Annotated in this window: 17 protein-coding genes; 6 read left to right on the forward strand and 11 right to left on the reverse strand. The window is 67.4% G+C overall.

The features are described 5' to 3' along the window. The first annotated feature begins 301 nt into the window (after positions 1-301). Positions 302-1,186 (forward strand): alpha/beta hydrolase, encoded by an 885-nt coding sequence (locus tag G7Y49_RS06540; protein WP_206214582.1) that lies wholly within the window; start codon positions 302-304, stop codon positions 1,184-1,186. A 110-nt stretch (positions 1,187-1,296) separates the two neighbouring features. Here the strand turns inward: G7Y49_RS06540 and G7Y49_RS12095 are convergent, their stop codons facing one another. Continuing rightward, positions 1,297-1,440 carry a hypothetical protein gene (locus tag G7Y49_RS12095; RefSeq protein WP_206214583.1) on the reverse strand — a complete coding sequence of 48 codons (144 nt, stop codon included), beginning with the start codon at positions 1,438-1,440 and terminating at the stop codon, positions 1,297-1,299. A 79-nt stretch (positions 1,441-1,519) separates the two neighbouring features. Between G7Y49_RS12095 and G7Y49_RS06545 the strand changes: the two genes are divergently transcribed. Continuing rightward, the gene (locus tag G7Y49_RS06545) at positions 1,520-2,794 is read left to right on the forward strand and encodes an ATP-binding protein (RefSeq protein WP_165172224.1); all 1,275 of its coding nucleotides are present in this window, start codon (positions 1,520-1,522) and stop codon (positions 2,792-2,794) included. Between the two features lie 154 nt (positions 2,795-2,948). Here the strand turns inward: G7Y49_RS06545 and G7Y49_RS06550 are convergent, their stop codons facing one another. From G7Y49_RS06550 to G7Y49_RS06560, 3 genes are all read right to left on the reverse strand, one after another. Next, positions 2,949-3,791, reverse strand: a complete 843-nt coding sequence (locus G7Y49_RS06550; protein WP_165054192.1) for an NAD(P)-dependent oxidoreductase — start codon at positions 3,789-3,791, stop codon at positions 2,949-2,951. A 35-nt stretch (positions 3,792-3,826) separates the two neighbouring features. Next, positions 3,827-5,923: a TRAP transporter fused permease subunit gene (locus tag G7Y49_RS06555; protein WP_206214584.1), complete on the reverse strand. Its 2,097-nt coding sequence runs from the start codon at positions 5,921-5,923 to the stop codon at positions 3,827-3,829. A gap of 145 nt (positions 5,924-6,068) precedes the next feature. Next, entirely contained in the window at positions 6,069-7,079 is a 1,011-nt protein-coding gene (locus tag G7Y49_RS06560; protein WP_165172226.1) for a TAXI family TRAP transporter solute-binding subunit, read from the reverse strand. A 309-nt stretch (positions 7,080-7,388) separates the two neighbouring features. Here G7Y49_RS06560 and G7Y49_RS06565 point away from each other — a divergent pair, with 309 nt between their 5' ends. The 4 genes from G7Y49_RS06565 to G7Y49_RS12350 all read left to right on the forward strand — a co-directional run bounded on the left by G7Y49_RS06565 (position 7,389) and on the right by G7Y49_RS12350 (position 10,330). Further along, entirely contained in the window at positions 7,389-8,318 is a 930-nt protein-coding gene (locus G7Y49_RS06565) for a LysR family transcriptional regulator (protein WP_165172228.1), read from the forward strand. Positions 8,319-8,516: 198 nt separating this feature from the next. Next, positions 8,517-9,734, forward strand: coding sequence for a diphosphate--fructose-6-phosphate 1-phosphotransferase (locus G7Y49_RS06570; RefSeq protein WP_165172230.1), 1,218 nt, complete (start codon positions 8,517-8,519; stop codon positions 9,732-9,734). 137 nt (positions 9,735-9,871) lie between these two features. Beyond that, positions 9,872-10,105, forward strand: coding sequence for an antitoxin (locus G7Y49_RS06575; RefSeq protein ID WP_165172232.1), 234 nt, complete (start codon positions 9,872-9,874; stop codon positions 10,103-10,105). Positions 10,106-10,201: 96 nt separating this feature from the next. After that, on the forward strand, positions 10,202-10,330 hold the full coding sequence (locus G7Y49_RS12350) for a hypothetical protein (RefSeq protein ID WP_255465924.1): 129 nt from the start codon (positions 10,202-10,204) through the stop codon (positions 10,328-10,330). Here the strand turns inward: G7Y49_RS12350 and G7Y49_RS06580 are convergent. The 7 genes from G7Y49_RS06580 to G7Y49_RS06610 form a co-directional block, all read right to left on the reverse strand. Further along, positions 10,327-10,977, reverse strand: a complete 651-nt coding sequence (locus tag G7Y49_RS06580; RefSeq protein ID WP_165172234.1) for a YigZ family protein — start codon at positions 10,975-10,977, stop codon at positions 10,327-10,329. The genes G7Y49_RS12350 and G7Y49_RS06580 overlap by 4 nt on opposite strands. A gap of 180 nt (positions 10,978-11,157) precedes the next feature. Further along, positions 11,158-13,116: an ABC-F family ATP-binding cassette domain-containing protein gene (locus G7Y49_RS06585; protein ID WP_165172236.1), complete on the reverse strand. Its 1,959-nt coding sequence runs from the start codon at positions 13,114-13,116 to the stop codon at positions 11,158-11,160. Positions 13,117-13,119: 3 nt separating this feature from the next. Beyond that, positions 13,120-14,481, reverse strand: a complete 1,362-nt coding sequence (locus tag G7Y49_RS06590) for a DHA2 family efflux MFS transporter permease subunit (protein ID WP_165172238.1) — start codon at positions 14,479-14,481, stop codon at positions 13,120-13,122. Positions 14,482-14,675: 194 nt separating this feature from the next. Continuing rightward, positions 14,676-15,233, reverse strand: a complete 558-nt coding sequence (gene pth / locus G7Y49_RS06595) for an aminoacyl-tRNA hydrolase (protein ID WP_165172240.1) — start codon at positions 15,231-15,233, stop codon at positions 14,676-14,678. Between the two features lie 198 nt (positions 15,234-15,431). Beyond that, the gene (locus G7Y49_RS06600; RefSeq protein WP_165172242.1) at positions 15,432-16,397 is read right to left on the reverse strand and encodes a ribose-phosphate pyrophosphokinase; all 966 of its coding nucleotides are present in this window, start codon (positions 16,395-16,397) and stop codon (positions 15,432-15,434) included. Between the two features lie 262 nt (positions 16,398-16,659). Further along, on the reverse strand, positions 16,660-18,033 hold the full coding sequence (gene glmU / locus G7Y49_RS06605) for a bifunctional UDP-N-acetylglucosamine diphosphorylase/glucosamine-1-phosphate N-acetyltransferase GlmU (RefSeq protein ID WP_165172244.1): 1,374 nt from the start codon (positions 18,031-18,033) through the stop codon (positions 16,660-16,662). A 398-nt stretch (positions 18,034-18,431) separates the two neighbouring features. Next, positions 18,432-18,833 (reverse strand): HAD-IC family P-type ATPase (locus G7Y49_RS06610; RefSeq protein WP_165172246.1); only part of this gene is annotated, 402 nt, incomplete at its 5' end.

Below are 18,833 nucleotides of genomic sequence, written 5' to 3' on the forward strand. Positions count from 1 at the left end.
CCGACAACGACCCTTTTCCATCCAGAATCACTTGGGAGGTGGATGGAAAAGCGCCGTTGTCGGTAACGCTGTCGGTAACGCTGTCGGCTACGTTTTCGATAGCGCTGTCGGTAGCATTGTCGGTTACGCCAGCGGCCACGCCGACGACGTGTCCACGAACGCCATCCCCGGCTGAATTCGCGGCATGTTCGACCTGCGCTAACGCCCTCCTCTGCACGGTGCACTCCCCCTGTTTTGCAAATGTGCCATAATCAAAGCGCATGGCAAAGCCATGCGAGGCAACCTACTTGAGGAGGAGAAGATGGTTGACGCCAAGGTTATGGAAATGATTCAGACCCTCCGCGCCGGCGCGGACAAGATCGTCGAGAAGCTCGGCACCACGGGGGAGTACGCCCAGGTACCTGTGCGGTCAGGCCTGCGCCAGGTGGTCGTGTACAGGCCTGCGGACGCCGCCGAAGGCCCGCTGCCCGTCTTCATCAACGTTCACGGCGGCGGGTTCATCTACGGCCGCCCGGAGCTCGACGACGAGTTCTGCCGCAGGGTCGCCGACGAGCTGGGCGTCGTGGTCATCAGCCCGTCCTACCGCCTCGCCCCGGAGAGCATGTTCCCGGCCGACAAGGAGGACGTGTTCGACGTGGTCGAGTACGTCCACGACAACCCCGAGAAGTTCGGCGTCGACCCCGCCCGCATGGCCATAGGCGGCCACAGCGCCGGCGGGAACATCTCGACGGTGGTCGCGATGATGGCCAAGGAGACGGGCGCGTTCGAGCTGAAGTGCGTGATAATGGACTACCCGACGGTCGACCTCAACACCGACGCGCACGCCAAGCCGACCCCGGAGGGCTGCATCCCGCCCGACCTGGCCGCGGTATTCGACCTGTGCTACCGCGACCCCAAAGACGGCAAAAACCCGCACCTCTCGCCGCTGTTCGCCGAGCGGGACCAGCTGGTCGGCCTGCCCCCGCATCTCATCCTCACCGCCGAGGGCGACTCGCTCTGCTTCGAAGCGGAGGAGTACGCCAAGCACCTGATGGCAGCCGGCGTGACGACCACGGGCAAGCGGTTCTTCGGCGTCGGGCACGGCTACAGCATGCCCCGGTACGGGATGGACAAGACCCCCGTCGCCGAGGCCGCTGCCGAGGAATGCCAGCTGATGATGATCGATGCCCTGCGCAAGTACCTGTAGCTGCCGAGCGCTGCGCTCCCCGTCACACTCAACGGGGAGCGCAGCAAAGCACATCATCCCGGAGGCAACGGGGTCGCAGCCCTTCGCCCTCGAGCGATGCCCTGCTCGCCCTACGCGAACATGGTAGCCCGCTCGGCTTCCACCGCCTGCCTGGCGACCTGGAGATGAACCTTTGCAGCATCCTCGTCGCCGTGGCAGACCCCCAGGAGGGCGTCAAATACGAATGGGAGCAGACCTGTGGTCTTCTTCGGCATTTTTCGTCCGGTATGGAGTACGAAAAATGCTATGATTTGTCCAACATAGCGGACGAATCCTCGCAAAGGTAGGATGAGCATGAACCACGACGTCTTGAAGAGCGTGATCTTCGACCAACACGAGGTCATCCGCGCCGCGCGCATCGTGCCTCGACGCTACGAGCTCGACCCCCAAGCCAACTACGTCATCACCGGATTGCGACGGGCGGGGAAGTCGACCATTCTCTACAAAGTCGCCCTCGACCTAGTTGCCTCCGGAGTAGACTGGACGCGCATCGTCTACGTGAACTTCGAGGACGAGCGTCTCGCGGAGTTCGGCATCGGCGACTTCAACGACATCGTGCTCGTCCAAAGGGAGCTCAGCCAAGAGCGAGGGTTCTTCTTCTTCGACGAGATCCAGAACGTTCCTGGCTGGGAGAAGTTCGCGCGGCGCCTTGCAGACGCAGGAGAGCGCGTCTACCTCACCGGAAGCAACGCGAAGATGCTCGGCAGTCAGATGGCGTCGACACTCGGCGGGCGCTACCTGACGAAGCACGTGAGCCCCTACCGCTTTGACGAGTATCTCGATGCCGTCGGCCAGCCTCATGACGCGCCTGCGCTCTATGCGTCAAGCGGGGCTGGCGCCATCGCCGCCCGCTTCGAGAGCTTCTGCCTCAACGGGGGCTTCCCCGAGTCCCTTCGCTACGCCGCGCCTCGCGCATATGTTGAGAGCGTCTATCAGAAGGTGCTCCTCGGAGACGTCGTCGCCCGCAACAACGTGAGAAACCCCCAGCTCTTGCGCGTGCTGGTGAAGAAGATCGCCGAAACGGTGGGTGAGGAGGCGTCGTTCAGCTCGCTTCACGGCATGCTCAAAGGCGTCGGATTCTCCGCGAGCAAGGACACCATAATCGACTATGTGGCCCTCTCGTGCGACGCCTACCTTTTGTTCAGCATCAGCAACGCAACGGCCAAGTTCGTGGAGCGCGAGGGCAGCCCGAAGTATTATTTCTCCGACAACGGCCTGATCAGCCTGTTCCTCGACAAGAACGACTCGGCGCTCTTGGAGAACGAGATCGCCGTCGCCCTGCGCGATGCGTTCGGCGATAACCTGCACTACCTGAAGTCCCGCACGACGGGCATCGACGTCGACTTCTACGTCCCCGAAGCCGAGCTGGCCGTCCAGGTCGCCCGCTCTCTGTCGGACAGCGCCCGCAAGCGCGAGGTGGGAAACCTCGTCAAGCTCGCGAAGGTCGACGAAAACGCGAAAAGGCTCGTCATCGTCACCCAGAGTGAATCGGGCGCCATCGAGGAGGACGGCGTCCCGATAGAGGTGAAGCCCGCGTGGAAGTTCGTGCTCCAAGACCTCATCGGGTAGGGCGAAAGGGCCGCGGCGAAGGAGCACCCGTACCCTAGATAGACGCAAGAGAACCCGCAGCTCAGATGAGCTGCGGGTTCTCGTTCACGCGTGCCCACGCGTCGCGCGCCTCGCGCAGACGCAAGCGCGCGTCCGCGTCGCCCCTCTCGCGCCCCTATGCCAGCAGGCCCTCCTCGGCCATGTAGGCGCGCAGGTCGTCCTCCCAGGTGGGCAGGTCGGCGCCTACCATCTCGAGCATCAGGCTCTCGAGCACCACGTTCTCGGCCGTCTTCGGGTCGGTCTCGGGCACGAGCACCTTGCCCGGCTCGTAGCCGGCGTACTCCAAGATCTTCGCCGCGAAGTCGTAGCGGCTCGCGCGGCCGCGGCTCACGATGTGGAACGTCCCCTTCGCATGCCGCTCGATGGCCTTGAGCATGAACGCCACGTACGTCGACACGCTCGTCGGCGCCGCGAACTGGTCCATGCGCGCGACGTACTTCTCGCCCGCGCGCGCCGCGTCGAGGATGTCCTTCATGCGGCCGCTCTGCGCGTGGTAGAGCCACGACGAGCGGATGATGATGTGGTCGTCGGTGGTGTTGCGCACCATCATCTCGCCGGCGCGCTTGGACTTGCCGTAGGGCGTGTTGGGGTGCGGGCTGTCGAACTCGTTCACCGGCTCGTCGAGCTTGGAGGAGTACACGTCGTCAGACGACACCTGCACGATGGTGGCGCCGATGGTGTTCGCCGCCAGCGCGATGTTGCGCGCGCCGAGCGCGTTCACCTCGTACGCCTTCACGCGCGTGCCCAGCGTGGTCGCGTCGCGGCGGATGCCCGCGCAGTTGACGATCACGCCCGGCTGGATCTCCTCGGCGAACGCCTCGAGGCGCTCGGGCTCGCACACCGACAGCTCCACGTCGGTGCCGACCACGTTGTAGCCCGCGCGCTCGAAGCGCTCGGAGATCACGCCGCCCACGAAGCCCTTGCAGCCCGTTACCCACACGATGTTTCTATCTGCCATGATTCTCCTCACTCGACGGCTTGGCCCGAAGCGCCCTACGCGGCGGCCTCGGTCGGCTCGTCATCAGCTGAAACCTCAACGTCCTTCGCCTTGTCCCTGCGCGCCAGCATCCACTGGACCAGGCACATGCCCACGATAACAGCAAGGCCGACGACGTCGGTGAACGTACCCGGAATCATCATGCACAGGCCGCCCACGGCGAGCACCACGCGGAACAGCGGGTTGAGGTGGCGGTGGAACAGCGTGTTGGTGAGCGCGCACTGCAGGCCGAACACGCCCACGAGCGCCGTCGCGGTGTTCAGCACCACCGTGACCGGGGTCACGTTGTCGCCCACGAGCAGAAGTACGGGGCTGAACGCGAAGATGTAGGGCACCACGAACTTGGCGATGCCGAGCTTGGTGGCGTTGACGGCCGTGGCCATCGGGCGCGACTTGGCGATGGCGCTCGCGGCGTAGGCGGCCAGGGCCACCGGCGGCGTGATGTCGGCTGCGATGCCGAAGTAGAACACGAAGAAGTGGGCGCACACCGGGTCGATGCCGAGCTGCATGAGGATGGGAGCGCAGGTGGAGGCCATGATGCAGTAGTTGGCCGTGGTGGGCACGCCCATGCCCAGGATGAGGCAGCACACCATGGTGAACACGAGGCCGATGATGATGAAGTCGCCCGCCATGAGCACGATCACGTTGATGATGGTGGAGGCCAGGCCCGTCACCGTGATGCAGCCGGCGATCATGCCGGCCATGGCGCAGGCAACCGCCACCGCGATGGTGTTCTTCGCGCCCGCGGCGAAGGCGTCGGCGCAGGTGAACAGCGCGATCTTCACCGTCTCGGCAAGCACGGCGCCGAACGTGGCGCCCTCTTCGCGCTCACGCCAGTTGGTGAGCAGAAAGTTCACGAAGCCCACGAGGAAGGCGCCCAGGATGGAGATGGCGGCCGAGGCGGCCATGGTGCGCGTGCCCGAGGCCACGAGCCACACCAGGAGCACGAGCGGCAGCACCAGGTAGCAGTTCTTCGCCAGATAGCCGAAGGTGGGGAGCTCGCTCTTCGGCACGCCCTTGAGGCCGAGCTTCTTCGCCTCGAGGTGCACGGCGATGAAGATGCCCGCGAAGTACAGAAGCGCCGGGATGATGGCCTTCGTGGCCACCTCGAGGTAGGGGATGCCCATGTACTCGGCCATGAGGAAGGCGGCCGCGCCCATGATCGGGGGCATGATCTGGCCGCCCGAGGACGACGCGGCCTCGACGGCGCCGGCGAACTCGGGCTTGTAGCCCACCTTCTTCATCATGGGGATGGTCACCGAGCCGGTGGTCACGGTGTTGCCCACCGACGAGCCCGACACCATGCCGCACAGGGCCGACGCGATGACGGCCACCTTCGCCGCGCCGCCGCTCGACCAGCCCGCGATGCGGTTGGCCAGCGAGATGAAGAAGTTCGAGATGCCCGTGCGCTCCAGAAACGCGCCGAAGATCACGAACAGCACGATGTAGGTGTAGCACACGTTGATGGGCGTGCCGATGACGCCCGAGGTGGTGTAGAACAGCTTCTGCACGATCTTGCGCACCGAGGCGTACAGGTCAGCCGACGAGGACGACGTGAACTGCCAGTAGAACGCGTAGACGACCAGGCACCCCACCACGATGATGATGGGCAGGCCCACGCAGCGGCGGCACAGCTCCACCAAGACCAGGATGCCCACGATGCCGAGCGCCACGTGCAGAGGCTCGATGCGCGCGCCCATGAGCAGGATCTCGGTGCAGTTGATGGCGTAGTACATGAACGCGCCGAAGCCCGCCAGCATGAGGACGACGTCGTACCACGGGATGTGGTTCACCTTGTGGTTGGTCTTGCGCGCCGGGTACATCATGTACCCGATCACGATGACGAACGCCAAGAAGCGCGCCAGGCGCGCCTCGGCCTGCTCGGTTGACAGCAGCGTCATGGCCAGGCAGTACACCGAGAACAGCACCATGACGGCCGTGACCACGATCTTCGGGATGCCCTCCCAGATGCGCGTGTTCGACTCCTTGTCGTATTTGCGCATGACCTCCTCGGCGTCGATGTCGCCGGCGGGGCTTGCCGCCACCATGGCATCGGCCTCCTCGGCGTCCTTCTTCCTCTTGAAAAGAGCCATGCCTACCCTCCTTGCCTTCTGAAAACCATGAGAAGGGCTGCGACGAACGTCTCGTCCGCCACAGCCCTTCAGGGCGAAGCTCGCTTCGGCCAGCTTCAGATCGCGGCGCATGCGGTCACGCCGCGCGGATCACGCCGTCAGAGCCTTACTTGGACTCGACCGTGATGTTCTGCTCAGCGTAGTACTTGGCAGCACCCGGGTGATACGGCACGGTGGTGATGGCGGCTGCGTCCTCGATCGCGAGCTCCTTGTACTTCGCATGCGCGTCGACGTTCTTCTCGGCGCCCTCGAAGATGGACTTCGTCAGGCCGTAGATGGCGTCCTCGGACACGCTGTTGTTGGCGATGACCACGGCGCCCACCGACACGGTGGTCACGTCGGACTCGAGGCCGTAGGTGTCAGCGGAGATGACGGCCTTGGCGTAGTACGGGGAGGCCTCGAGCAGCTTGGCGACATGCTCGTCATCCATGGAGACCAGGTAGGCGGTCTTGGTGGTGGACAGGTCGGTGATGGCCGTGGTGGGGGCGCCGGCGACGATGAAGGCAGCGTCGATCTTGTTGTCCTTCAGGGAGTCAGCGGAGTCGCCGAAGGACTGGTACACCGGGCTGATGTCGTCGAGCGTGAGGTCGTAGGCGGCCAGCACGTCAAGCGCGTTGAAGTACACGCCCGAGCCAGCAGCGCCCACGGAGACCGTCTTGCCCTTGAGGTCGGCCACGGTCTTGATGTTGGGATCGCAGGTCACGATCTGCACCTGCTCCTGGTAGAGGTCAGCCACGATGGAGAAGTCCTCGTAGCCGGCGCCCTCGAACAGGTTGGTGCCCTCGTAGGCATAGGCGAGCACGTCGGACTGGCAGAACGCGATGTCGGCGTCGTCATCCTGGAGCGCCTGCACGTTGGCCTGGCTGCCGTTGCCGGCAAGCGCCGTCACGGCCACGCCGTAGTCGCCGTTGGTGGCGTACTGGGCGAGCACGTTGCCGTACGCGTAGTAGGTGCCCGACTCGCCGCCGGTCACGAAGCGCAGGTTGGCCGTCTCGGCGGCGGGCGCGCTGCCTCCGTCGGACTTGGCCGTATCGCCGCCACCGCCGCAGCCGACGAGGCCCATGGCCATCACGCCGGTGAGCGCGACGGCGAAGAGCGCGAGAAACTTCTTCTTCATGTCTTCTTCCCTTCCCCGTTTGGTAACAGAAAACTCGTGTAAAGAGTCTGTGGACATTTTATGCGAAAAAAGGCGGCGAATATACACTTGCGGCGACATTTAACAAAAAATTTCGGTGAGATCACAAGTTTTCACGGTAAAACTGAGGTGTTTTGGCTTACCTTTGTAAGCGTTGCGCAAGGGTGCGCGGGCGTGCGAGCGCGGGAGCCCGCGTCGAGAGCGCAAGCGTGCGTGGGCGCGTGCAAACCCGCGTCGAGAGCGCAGACGCGCACGCGCGAGGGTCGCCGAGATGAGCTGGGGAGGTCAGCGGTGCTTGAGTCTTGGGATTGGTTCGTCGGGCTGGTGGAGGCCGGGTCGTTCACGCGTGCTTCCGACGAGCTGCAGATCTCGCAGCAGACGCTGAGCTCGCGCGTGGCCGCGCTCGAGCGCGAGCTGGGCTGCAAGCTGGTGGTGCGCAGCACGCCGCTCGCCCTCACGCGCGCGGGCGAGACCTTCCTCGCCTACGCCCAGGAGCAGGACCTCGCGCGCTCGATCATGCTGCGCCACGTGGGCGAGGCCACCATCGGCGGCTCGGGCAAGCTCAAGGTGGGCATCTCGAACATGCGCGGGCGCGTGCTCATGCCCTACGTGATCGACCAGTTCCACCGCAGCCTGCCCGGCGTGAGCGTGAAGCTGATCGAGGGCACCAACGAGGAGCTCGTGCGGCTCGCCGAGCGCAACGAGGCCGACGTGGTGGTGGCGCACTTCGACAGCACGCACCCCGGCGTGACCACGCGCCCGCTGTACCGCGAGGAGGTGGTGCTCGCCGTCCACCCGCGCCTTCTGGAGAAGCACACCGGGCTTGCGTGCGACGAGGCCGTGCCGCTGCTCGAGTCGGAGGGGCTTGCGCGGCTCTCGAGCTGCCCGTTTCTGCTCGAGACCATCGACGACATATCGGGGCGCGTGGCGCGCAGCGAGCTGCAGAGCGCGGGCATCAAGCCCAGCGGGCTCGTGGAGTCCGAGAACCTCATGACGCTGCTCGCGCTCAGCGTGGCGGGGATCGGCGGGGTGTTCTGCCCGGCCAACATGCTCGACGCCACGTCGAGCCTCACCGGCGACCTCGTGCGCGTGCGGCTGTCGGATGCCGCGACCTACGACATCTCGCTCGGCATGCCCGCGAGCGCCGAGCCCTGGACGCCCGCGCAGATGTTCGAGGACGTGATCGGCGCGCTGTTCGGCGAGAGCTTCGAGCAGGGGTGACGCAGAGCCGCGCAGCGGGCGACTGACGCAGGGCCGGCGCACAGTCGGCGCGCAGATCGATGCGAAGCCGATGCGCGGCACAGCGAGCGGCGAAGCGGGCGGCCGGCGCGCCGCGCGCGGCGCTCCCCCGCCGTCGCCCCTCCGCCATATCGGGTATCATGGACTCGTTACCGAAACCCTACCCGAGGAGGCACCACCATGCGCAACTGTCTCGTCGCTCAATCGGGCGGCCCCACCGCCGTCATCAACGCGAGCCTGGCCGGCGTCATCCGCGCCAACCAGCTCAACCCCGTCTTCGACCGCGTGCTCGGCGGCATCCACGGCATCGAGGGCGTGCTCGAGGGCAAGCTGTACGACCTCACCGAGCTCTCCGGCCGCGAGATCGAGATCCTGAAGCAGACGCCGTCGTCAGCGCTCGGCACCTGCCGCTACAAGCTCAAGCGCGGGAACGACGCCGACTACCAGCGCCTCGTGGAGGTGATGAGCGCCCACGACGTCGACGTGATGTTCTACATCGGCGGCAACGACTCCATGGACACCGTCGACGCGCTGTCGGAGTGGGCCGCCGCCAACGGCCGCCCCGAGCGCTTCGTCGGCATCCCCAAGACGGTCGACAACGACCTCGTGCCCGTCGACCACTGCCCCGGCTTCCCGTCGGCCGCCAAGCTCGCCTGCCAGGTGACGCACGCCACGCGCCTCGACTACGACGCCTACACGCGCCCCGAGGTGTTCGTGCTCGAGACCATGGGCCGCGACGCGGGCTGGCTCGCCGCGAGCTGCTGCGCCACGGGAGACGTTGACCTGCTCGTGCTGCCCGAGGTCGACTTCGACCGCGACGCCTTCCTCGCGCAGGTGCAGCGGAAGATGGACGAGACGGGCGAGTGCTACATCGTGGTGTCCGAGGGCGCGCACTACGCCGACGGCACGTACGTCTCAGCCGGCGACACGGCCCATGACGGATTCGCGCACGCGGTCCTGGGCGGAGCGGCGCTCACCATCAAGCAGATGATCGTGGACGCGGGCATCGCGCCCCGCGGCGTGGTGCAGGACCTCTCGCGCGCGGCGCGCTCGTCGAACTTCGCGCAGTCGCTCGTCGACGTCACCGAAGCCTACGAGCTGGGCATGAGCGCGCACATGCGCGCCGCCGACGCCACGTTCACCGGCCAGGTGGTCGGCGTGGCGCCGCGCACGCCCGAGCAGATCGCGAGCGGCGCGTACGACGCGCGCTTCTTCGCCGCGCCCGCAAGCGAGTTCGCCAACTACGTGCGCCACTTCCCGCAGGAGTGGATCCTGCCCGACTACCAGGGCATCAGCGACGAGGCGCTCGCCTACTTCCGCCCGCTGATCGCCGGCGAGCCCAAGCTCGTCTACGAGGACGGCCTCCCCGCCACCCTCAAGCCCTTCAACAAGCGCTAGGACGGCGAGAGCCTGAACGGCAGGCGGCATAAACCCTGCCTCCCCAGATAGGGCGCCATGCGCGCCCTATCTTTTTTCTCTTTCTGGAAGTATACTTACTTGCCATACTCGCTTGCTCGAATCGGACAGGAGGCGCGATGTCGAAGATCTCCCTCTACCTTAACGAGCCCACCATGGCGAGCTTGCGCAAGAGCTCCGCGCTAGCAGACCTGTCGCTCTCAGAATACGTGTCCGACCTCGTGCGCGACCACCATGAGAGCGGCGGATGGCCTGCAGGCTGCTGGGACGTATATGGAGCGCTCGAAGACGACACGTTCACAGTTCCGCCCGACGTCAACCCCGCGCTCGACAGCACCATCCCCGCACTTTAAGCGTTGAAGTTTTCTTCTTTTCGCTATCGCTCTATAAGGTAAGGTGCTTCACTATTCCCCGAGTATTTCGCGAATGCGAACCGATGGGAGGCAAGCATGGACGATAAGCAGCTGGAAGCGATGTTCGGCATCAGCGAAGAGGCCATCGCGCGCAGGAGCGAGCCCTACGAGACGGGCGATTGGAAGCCCGGCAAGATGACCTCTTTGGACAGGCCCCGCGCCTAAAAGGCGGCTTCGAAGGGGGCGCTTACCAGAAGCTCGCTTTGACCGCGGGTGAGCTCGGTGAGGGCCGCCACCAGGGGGTCCTGGGTGCCGTCGAGCAGACGCAGGGTCACGAGCACCTCGGCGCCGAAGTCGGCGCCCATCACGCGCGCGCCGCTCGCCTCGGCGAGGCGCACCGTCTGCTCGTAGAGCGCGTAGGGCACCTCGGCCACCACCTCGACGCACTGCGAGACGACCACCACCCGCGCCGCCTCGATGGCAGCCTGCGTGGCGGCCGTGTACGCGCGCACGAGCCCGCCCGTGCCCAAGAGGATGCCGCCGAAGTAGCGCGTGACCACCACGGCCACGTCAGCGAGCCCCGCATGCTGAATGGCCTCGAGCGTGGGCATGCCGGCGGTCTTGGCCGGCTCGCCGTCGTCGGAGTAGCGCACGCGCCCCGTCGCGCCCCCTTCCGCGCCCTGCCCGCGCAGCACGTAGGCGTACACGTTGTGGCGCGCCATGCGGTGCTGCGCGCGGATCTCGGTCAGGAAGGCGAGCGCCTCCTCCTCCGTCTCCACGTGGGCGATCTGCCCGATGAAGTGGCTCTTCTTCTCCACGATCTCCGCCGTCGCGCGGCCCTCTACGGTGCGAAACGACGCTCCCTCAACCATGCGATAACCCTCCCTTCGGCAAAAAAGCCGGCGAAAAGCGCTGACGTGCGTGCGATGGACATGTCGTGCGGCTGAGCGTGCTTCGTGCGCGAAGGCAAGCGCAAGAGCATCCGCCGTGCGCACGTCAGCGCTTTGCGGCGCCGGCCCGCTCCGCTCGTCCCGCGCACGCAAGCGGAGCCCTCACTCCCCCAACGCCTCCGCGGCTTCGAGCCACTCGAGCTCAAGCTCCTCGATCTGGGACTCGAAGGCGGCGATCTCCTCCTGGATGGCCGTGAGCGCCAGGTAGTCGGACGGGTCGGCCGTCGTCATCTCGGCGCGCTTGGCCTCGATCTTGCCGCGCAGCGTGTCGGCCTTCTTCTCGTTGGAGGCCATGAGCTTGCGCAGCCGCCGCTGCTCGCCCCCCGAGAGCCTAGGGGCGTCCGCGTCGCCTCCGGGCGAGCTCAGTCGCTCGGACAGTCCTGCTCGCACGGAAGCGCCACCGGCGCTTCCGGCTCGTGCGGAACTCGCTTGGTGAGCACGCCCGGAGGCGACGCTCCTTGGAGAGTCAGAGTCCCTGCCCTGAGCTCGCCCGGAGGCGGAGGCCCCGCGCCCCCCAGAGCTCACGCCAGCGCCAGCCCCCGCATGCGGCGCCTTGTCCTCCTCCCCCACCAGCCTCAGGTACTCGTCCACGCCGCCGGGCAGGTGGCGCACCTTGCCGTCCAAGATGGCGAACTGGTCGTCGGTCACGCGCTCCATGAGGTAGCGGTCGTGCGTGACCAGAAGCAGCGTGCCCGGCCAGCCGTCGAGCAGGTCCTCCACGGCAGCCAGCATGTCGGTGTCGAGGTCGTTGCCCGGCTCGTCGAGGATGAGCACGTTGGGCTCGTCGAGCAGGATGAGCATGAGCGCGAGCCGGCGCTTCTGCCCGCCCGACAAGTCGCACACCGGCTCGTTCTGGTCAGCGGCGGAGAAGCCCAGGCGCTCGAGCAGCTGCCCGGGCGTCATCTCGCGCCCGTCGAGCATGGTGCGGCGCGTATAGCGGCCGATCACCTGGCGCACGCGGTCGTCGCCGAACCGCGTGAGCTCGCTCAGGTGCTGCGAGAGCACGGCGAAGCGCACCGTGGCGCCGATCTTCACGCGCCCGCGCGTGGGGGCGAGCGCCCCCTGGACCACGCGCAGGAGCGTGGTCTTGCCGATGCCGTTGCCGCCCACGATGCCGATGCGGTCGCCCGGGCCGATGATCCACGACACGTCGTCGAGCACCACGCGGTCGCCGAACTGCACGCTCACGCGCTCCAGGTCGACCACCTGCTTGCCGAGACGCGCCATGGCCATGCGCTTGAGCTCGAGGGGGTTGCGCAGCTCGGGCACGTCGGCGATGAGCTCGCGCGCCGCCGCCACGTGGAACTTCGGCTTGGTGGCGCGCGCCCGCGCGCCGCGTGAGAGCCACGCGAGCTCGCGGCGCAGCTGGTTTCTGCGCTTCTGCTCGGCGAGGTCGGCCAGGCGGTCGCGCTCGACGCGCTGCATGATGTAGGCTGAGAAGCCGCCCTCGAACGGCTCGATCACGCGGTCGTGCACCTCCCACATGCGCAGGCACACCTCGTCGAGGAACCAGCGGTCGTGCGTGACCACCAGAAGCGCGCCGCAGCCGGGCCGCCAGCGCGCCTTCAGGTGCCGCGCGAGCCACGTGATGGCGCGCACGTCCAGGTGGTTCGTGGGCTCGTCGAGCATGAGCACGTCCCACTCGCCCACGAGCAGGCGCGCCAAGTCCACGCGGCGGCGCTGCCCGCCCGAGAGCTCGCCGATGCGCGCGCGCCAGTCGACGTCATCGAGCAGCCCGGACAAGACGTCGCGCACGCGCACGTCGCCGGCCCACTCGTACGCGGGGCGGCTGCCCACGACCGCGTGCTCCACCGTCGACGCGTCGTCGAGCTCGTCGGCCTGTCCCAGCACGCCCACGCTCACGCCGCGCGTGCGGATCACGCGCCCCGCGTCCACCTCCACCTCGCCTGCCAGAAGCCGCAGCAGCGTCGACTTGCCGTCGCCGTTGCGCCCCACGATGCCGATGCGATCGCCCGCCTCCACGCCGAGCGACACGCCCTCGAACACGGTCTTGGTCGGGAACTCGACGCCGACCTTCTCACATCCCAGCAGAAACGCCATGCGCTACCGCACCTTCCACACGGCGCACGCCAGAACGCAGACGGAGAGCGCCGCCGAGAGCGCGAACGCCAGCTGGTATCCCAGGGCACCCGGCGCGGTGAGGGACACCGCAGCGATCACGAGCACCATGACGGCCGTGCCCAAAGACGCGCACGCCTGGCGCACGCAGGCCACGAACGCGCTCGCGTCCATGGTGATCTCCCGCGGCAGGCCCGCCATGCCCCACGAGTTCAGAGGCCCGATGAGCGCGCTCACGCCCAGGCCGCGCACGGTCTGCATGAGCGTGAGCAGCCACAGCGGCGTGTCAACGCCGACGAGCGCCATGGACGCCGCGCCCGCCGTCAAGAGGATCCCCGCCACGATGACCACCGGGCGGGCGCCGAGCTTGTCGGTCAGGATGCCCGCGAGCGGGTTCACGATGATGGCGAAGATGGTGGCGGGGATGAACACGATGCCGGCCTCGAGCGCCGTGAGGCCCATGGGCCCCTGCACGAGGAGCGGCACGATGAGCGTGATGCCCATGAACGACGCGAACAGGCAGCACTGCGCCACGAAGCTCGCGCGGTAGCGAGCCGACTCGAAGATGCGCATGCTGATGAGCGGGCGCTCCACGAGCTTCTGGCGCCGCACGAACAGCACGAGGCACACCGCGCCGAGGACGGCCGGCGCCCACACCGCGGGATTCGCCACCGGCATGTTCGCCGCGTTCGAGAACGCCAGCAGAAGGCCGCCGAAGCCGAGCGTCGAGAGCAGAAGCGACACGCCCTCGAGCGTGGCCTTGCTCGAGGGCGCCTCCTCGCGCGCGACCAGGAGCGCGTTGGCCGCCAGGAGCGCCACGAGCAGCACCGCGAGGATGACGAAGAAGCTGCGCCAGCCCCAGGAGTCCACGAGCGCGCCGCCGATGAGCGGGCCGATGTTCGGCGCGAACCCCATGGCGATGCCGGCGATGCCCATGGCCGTGCCGTTCTGCCCCGCCGGGAAGCGCATCATGGCGATGGACTGCACGAGTGGCAGCGTGATGCCCGTGGCCACCGCCTGCAGCACGCGGCCGAGGATCAGCACGAGGAAGCTGTCGGCCACGAAGTCGACCACAGCGCCCGCCGCGAACAGCCCGAGGGCAAGCGCTATCAGGTCCTTCGAGCACATCTTCTGCGCCATGAAGGTGACGGCGGGAACGGTGATGCCGATTCCCAACATGTAGACGGTGGTGAGCCACTGGCCCACGCTCGCGTCGATGCCGAAGTCGGCGCCCACGCCGCCGAGCATGGCGTTCATGACCGTCTGGGTGAGCGACCCGAGCGCGCATCCCAGAACCACGATGGCGAACAGCGCGTACGTGTTGCCTCTCTCGCTGAGCTTGATCACGTCATCTCTCCCTTCAAACCAAAAGCTCACTTGTCGTTCGTAACGTCAGCGAGAAGCTTTGAGGTGCCTCGAATTGCCGTGAAAGCGCGAGGAAGCGTACTTCGTACGCGACGAGCGCTTGGAGCGGCAAGGCGAGGTGCCTCAAAGCTTCGCAGCGTCGGGCAGTTCCGCCCGCTCCGTCAGGACGGGCGGAACTAGTTGAATTCCTGCTGCGCCTTCTCCAGGCCGTGCTGGATCAGGAAGAGCGCGGCCTGGGCGGCGCGGCCCACGGCGTACTCGAAGTCGTCCTTGGCCTCCTTCTTCGGAAGCGAGAGCACGTAGTCGGCCACGTTCATGCGCCCCGGCGGGCGCCCGATGCCCACGCGCACGCGGTACCAGTCGCGCGTGCCCGTCTTGTCGCAGATGGAGCGCAGGCCGTTGTGCCCGGCGTGCCCGCCGCCGAACTTCACGCGGATGGTGCCCGGGTCGATGTCGAGCTCGTCGTGGATGACCACGAGGTGGTCGGCGCCGACCCCGTAGGCGTTCATCAGCTGCTTCACCGGCCCGCCCGAGGTGTTCATGAAGCTCTGGGGCTTCGCGAGCACCACGTCGATGTCGCGGTAGGCGCCCTTGCCCGTGAGCGAGCCGCACTCGGTCTTCCAGTAGCGCACGCCGATCTCCTCGGCGATGGCGTCCACCGCGTCGAACCCCGCGTTGTGGCGCGTGTGCGCGTACTCCTCGCCGGGATTCCCCAGGCCAACGATTAGATACACGTGCATTCCTTTCAGCTTCGCGCGCCGGGCGCAGCGCGGTCCCTCCGCCTGGCGCGCCTCCATCCAGACGCCTCGGGCGCCCCGCAGCCCTTGGCGCCCCTGATGCAACGCGGCTCCCGCCGGTTTCGGGAAACCGGGCGGAAGCCGAGGTTGACGAGCAAATCATCCCTCACGCGCGGCGGGGCCCCGCGCGCACGCCTACTCGAACAGGCTGGAGACCGAGCCGTTGTCGTAGACGTTGCTGATGGTCTGGGCGAACAGCGGGCCCACCGAGAGCACCTTGATCTTGCCGGTCTGGCGCTCGAGCGGCACGGGCACGGCGTTGGTGACCACGACCTCCTCGATGCAGGAGTTCTCGATGCGCTCGTACGCCGGGCCGCTGAACAGGCCGTGCGTGGCGCAGGCGTACACCTTTGCGGCACCCTTGGCCTTGAGCGTGGCCGCCGCGGCCACGAGCGAGCCCGCCGTGTCGATCATGTCGTCGTTCAGAACGCAGATCTTGTCGGTGACGTCGCCGATCAGCGCCGTGATCTCGGCCTGGTTGTGCTTCGGGCGGTCCTTGTGCATGATGGCGATGTCGCAGTCGAGCATGGTGGAGAACTTCTTGGCGGCCTTCGCGCGCCCCACGTCAGGCGACACCACGCACAGCTCGTCGGTGTCGAGCCCCATGGACTTGTAGTAGTCCACGAAGATGGTCATGGCCGTCATGTGATTCACCGGGATGTCGAAGAAGCCCTGGATGGCGTCCTGGTGCAGGTCGATGGTGATCACGTTGTCAACGCCGGCGGCCGTGAGCAGATCGGCCACGAGCTTCGCCGTGATGGGCTCGCGCGGGGCGGCCTTGCGGTCCTGGCGCGCGTAGCCGTAGTGCGCGATGACGGCCGACACGTTGTGGGCGCTCGCGCGCTTGGCGGCGTCGGCCATGATGAGCAGCTCCATGAGCGCGTCGTTCACGTCGTAGCCTTCGCCGGCGCACACCGACTGGATGAGGAACACTTCCTTGCCGCGCACGCTCTCCTGGTAGCGCGCGTAGATCTCGCCGTTGGCAAACTTCTCGAGCTTGACGTTGCCCAGCGACACGCCCAGCTCCCTCGCGATGCTGTCGGCAAGCTCGGGGTTCGACGTGCCCGTGAACACGGCCATGGGCCTTTTCGTTTCCATCATGAAGGCTCTCTCCTTCGTTCGCATGGGCTGAAACAGCACGCGCCGCCCCGGCGCATGCGACTTACCATTGTAGTATCTCGCACGGCGATCCGGCGCCTGAAAACGCCGAATACTTGCGGCCGCGACCTGCGGCCTGCCAGCGGGCCCGCCGGCGCAACATGCCAGCGGGTCCGCCGACGCGGCAGCGGCCTGGCAGCGGCCTGGCGAGCCCGCCGACGCGGCAGCGTCCGCTCGTCGCCGCGGCCGCCGCCCATGGCGTCTGCTACTCCTTGACCTTGCGGTTCTCGTCAGCCCAGCCGGCGATCTCCGTCTGGCGCGCGCGGCCGAGGCCGAGGGCCCCCGCCGAGACGTCCTTCGTGATCACCGAGCCGGCCCCGATGATGCAGCCCTCGCCGAGCGAGACGGGCGCCACGAGCATGGTGGAGGACCCCACGAACGCGCCGTCGCCGATGTGCGTGGGCCACTTGTTCGCGCCGTCGTAGTTGCAGGTGATGGTGCCCGCGCCGAGGTTCACGCCCTCGCCGATGGTGGCGTCGCCCACGTAGCTCAGGTGCGGCACCTTCGAGCCCTTGCCCACCGTGGACTTCTTGATCTCCACGTGCGTGCCGGCCTTCGCGCCCTCGCACAGGTGCGCCTTCGGGCGCAGGTAGGCGCGCGGGCCGCAGGTGGCGCCGTCGTCGACCTGCGCCTCCACGGCCACCGTCTCGTCGACCACGCAGCCGCGCCCGATGCGCGTGTCAGTCAGGCGCGTGTTCGGGCCTATCACGCTGTCCTCGCCGACGGAGGTCTTCCCCATGAGGATGACCTGGGGCAGAAGCTCCACGTCGCGCTCGATCTCCACGTCGGGGCCGATCCACACCTGCGCGGGGTCCCACATGGTCACGCCGTTCGCCAGGTGCCGCGCGTTGACGCGCCGCTGCATGATGCCCGCGGCCTCGGCCAGCTGCATGCGCGAGTTCACGCCCAGGCACTCGGCGGCGTCGGCCGCCGGCAGCGCCAGCACGCGACGGCCCTCGGCGCGGCAGATGCCCAAGACGTCGGTGAGGTAGAACTCGCCTTGCGCGTTGTCGCTGCTCACCTGCTTGAGCGCGCCGAAGAGCGCGCGGGCGTCGAAGCAGTAGAAGCCCGAGTTGCACTCGGTGACGGCGGCCTCCTCGGGCGTGGCGTCCTTCTGCTCCACGATGCGCGCCACCTCGCCAGCCTCGTCGCGGATGATGCGGCCGTAGCCGAAGGGGTCGTCGAGCTGCATGGTGAGCACCACCACGGCGGCGTCGTTCTCGTCGCGCATGCGCACGAGCGCGGAGATGGTGTCGGGCGTGATGAGCGGGCAGTCGCCCGAGAGCACCACGAGCGAGCCCTCAAAGCCCGCGAGCGCGCCCTCGCACGCCGCCACCGCGTCGGCCGTGCCGCGCTGCTCGGCCTGCACCACCACCTCGGTGTCGGCCTCCACGAGCGGGGTCACTTGCTCGCGCGCGTGGCCCACCACGCTCACGATGCGCTCGGCGCCCGCGTCCTTCGCGGCGTCAACCACCCATCGGACGAGCGGCTTCCCCAGGATCTCGTGCGCGACCTTGGGCTTCTTCGACTTCATACGCGTGCCCGCGCCAGCGGCAAGCACAACAGCGGCGGTGTTCATGTCAGACCTTTCGTCAGCGGACCAAAGCGAGCGGCGCGGCCCCTGGCGGGGTGCGCCCATTAGGCGAAAGTATAGCACTGGCGCGTTTCGCCCCGCGCGGGCAGCCGGAGAGGGGCGCGCGGGGCGCGGCCGGGGAAGGTCGCGCGACACGTCAGCGCATGCCAACATGCGAGAAACACGCGATCTGATACCGCGAAGAGCGTCCCGGGCGCGGTCTTTAGGCTGCCGCAGGGCAAAACCCCTGATGGGATATTGCCGTTTCGTGCGACAACCTGCCTCAGGCACGAGGATCGGTATCAGATCGCGTGTTTCTCGACGGTTTGGAGAGGAGAACGTGTCGCATGCTGCCGGGGAGGGGCGGCGAACGTGCGAGCGCGCCCCTCCCCCGCAGGAGAGCTCTACTTGAAGCGCTTGAGGAGCAGCGAGTTGCTGACGACGCTCACGCTCGAGAACGCCATGGCGGCGCCGGCGAGCGCCGGGGCCAGGATGCCCACCGCCGCGAGCGGGATCATGACGCAGTTGTAGACGAGCGCCCAGAACAGGTTCTGCTTGATCTTGCGCATGGTGGCCGCCGAGAGGCGCAGCGCCGTCACGAGGTCGCCCAGGTTGTTGCGCATGAGCACCACCTGGCCCGCGTCGAGCGCCACGTCGGTGCCTGACGCCATGGCCACGCCGATGTCGGCCGCCGCGAGCGCCGGGGCGTCGTTGATGCCGTCGCCCACGAACGCGGTGACGGCGCCGGCGCCGGCTTGCGCGTCGCGCCCGCGCGCGCCCGCCGCGCGACCTGCGCCCGTGCCCGT

The organism is Adlercreutzia sp. ZJ242 (genome assembly GCF_011038995.1).
GTDB lineage: Bacteria > Actinomycetota > Coriobacteriia > Coriobacteriales > Eggerthellaceae > CAAEEV01.

Excerpts from the sequence above, each read along its gene's own strand:
- G7Y49_RS06575 (WP_165172232.1), top strand. The coding sequence starts at position 9,872 with ATGTCGAAGATCTCCCTCTACCTTAACGAGCCCACCATGGCGAGCTTG.
- G7Y49_RS12095 (WP_206214583.1), bottom strand. The coding sequence starts at position 1,440 with ATGCCGAAGAAGACCACAGGTCTGCTCCCATTCGTATTTGACGCCCTC.
- G7Y49_RS06560 (WP_165172226.1), bottom strand. The coding sequence starts at position 7,079 with ATGAAGAAGAAGTTTCTCGCGCTCTTCGCCGTCGCGCTCACCGGCGTG.
- G7Y49_RS06555 (WP_206214584.1), bottom strand. The coding sequence starts at position 5,923 with ATGGCTCTTTTCAAGAGGAAGAAGGACGCCGAGGAGGCCGATGCCATG.
- G7Y49_RS06580 (WP_165172234.1), bottom strand. The coding sequence starts at position 10,977 with ATGGTTGAGGGAGCGTCGTTTCGCACCGTAGAGGGCCGCGCGACGGCG.
- G7Y49_RS06540 (WP_206214582.1), top strand. The coding sequence starts at position 302 with ATGGTTGACGCCAAGGTTATGGAAATGATTCAGACCCTCCGCGCCGGC.
- glmU (WP_165172244.1), bottom strand. The coding sequence starts at position 18,033 with ATGAACACCGCCGCTGTTGTGCTTGCCGCTGGCGCGGGCACGCGTATG.
- G7Y49_RS06570 (WP_165172230.1), top strand. The coding sequence starts at position 8,517 with ATGCGCAACTGTCTCGTCGCTCAATCGGGCGGCCCCACCGCCGTCATC.
- G7Y49_RS06550 (WP_165054192.1), bottom strand. The coding sequence starts at position 3,791 with ATGGCAGATAGAAACATCGTGTGGGTAACGGGCTGCAAGGGCTTCGTG.
- G7Y49_RS12350 (WP_255465924.1), top strand. The coding sequence starts at position 10,202 with ATGGACGATAAGCAGCTGGAAGCGATGTTCGGCATCAGCGAAGAGGCC.
- G7Y49_RS06585 (WP_165172236.1), bottom strand. The coding sequence starts at position 13,116 with ATGGCGTTTCTGCTGGGATGTGAGAAGGTCGGCGTCGAGTTCCCGACC.
- G7Y49_RS06600 (WP_165172242.1), bottom strand. The coding sequence starts at position 16,397 with ATGATGGAAACGAAAAGGCCCATGGCCGTGTTCACGGGCACGTCGAAC.
- G7Y49_RS06545 (WP_165172224.1), top strand. The coding sequence starts at position 1,520 with ATGAACCACGACGTCTTGAAGAGCGTGATCTTCGACCAACACGAGGTC.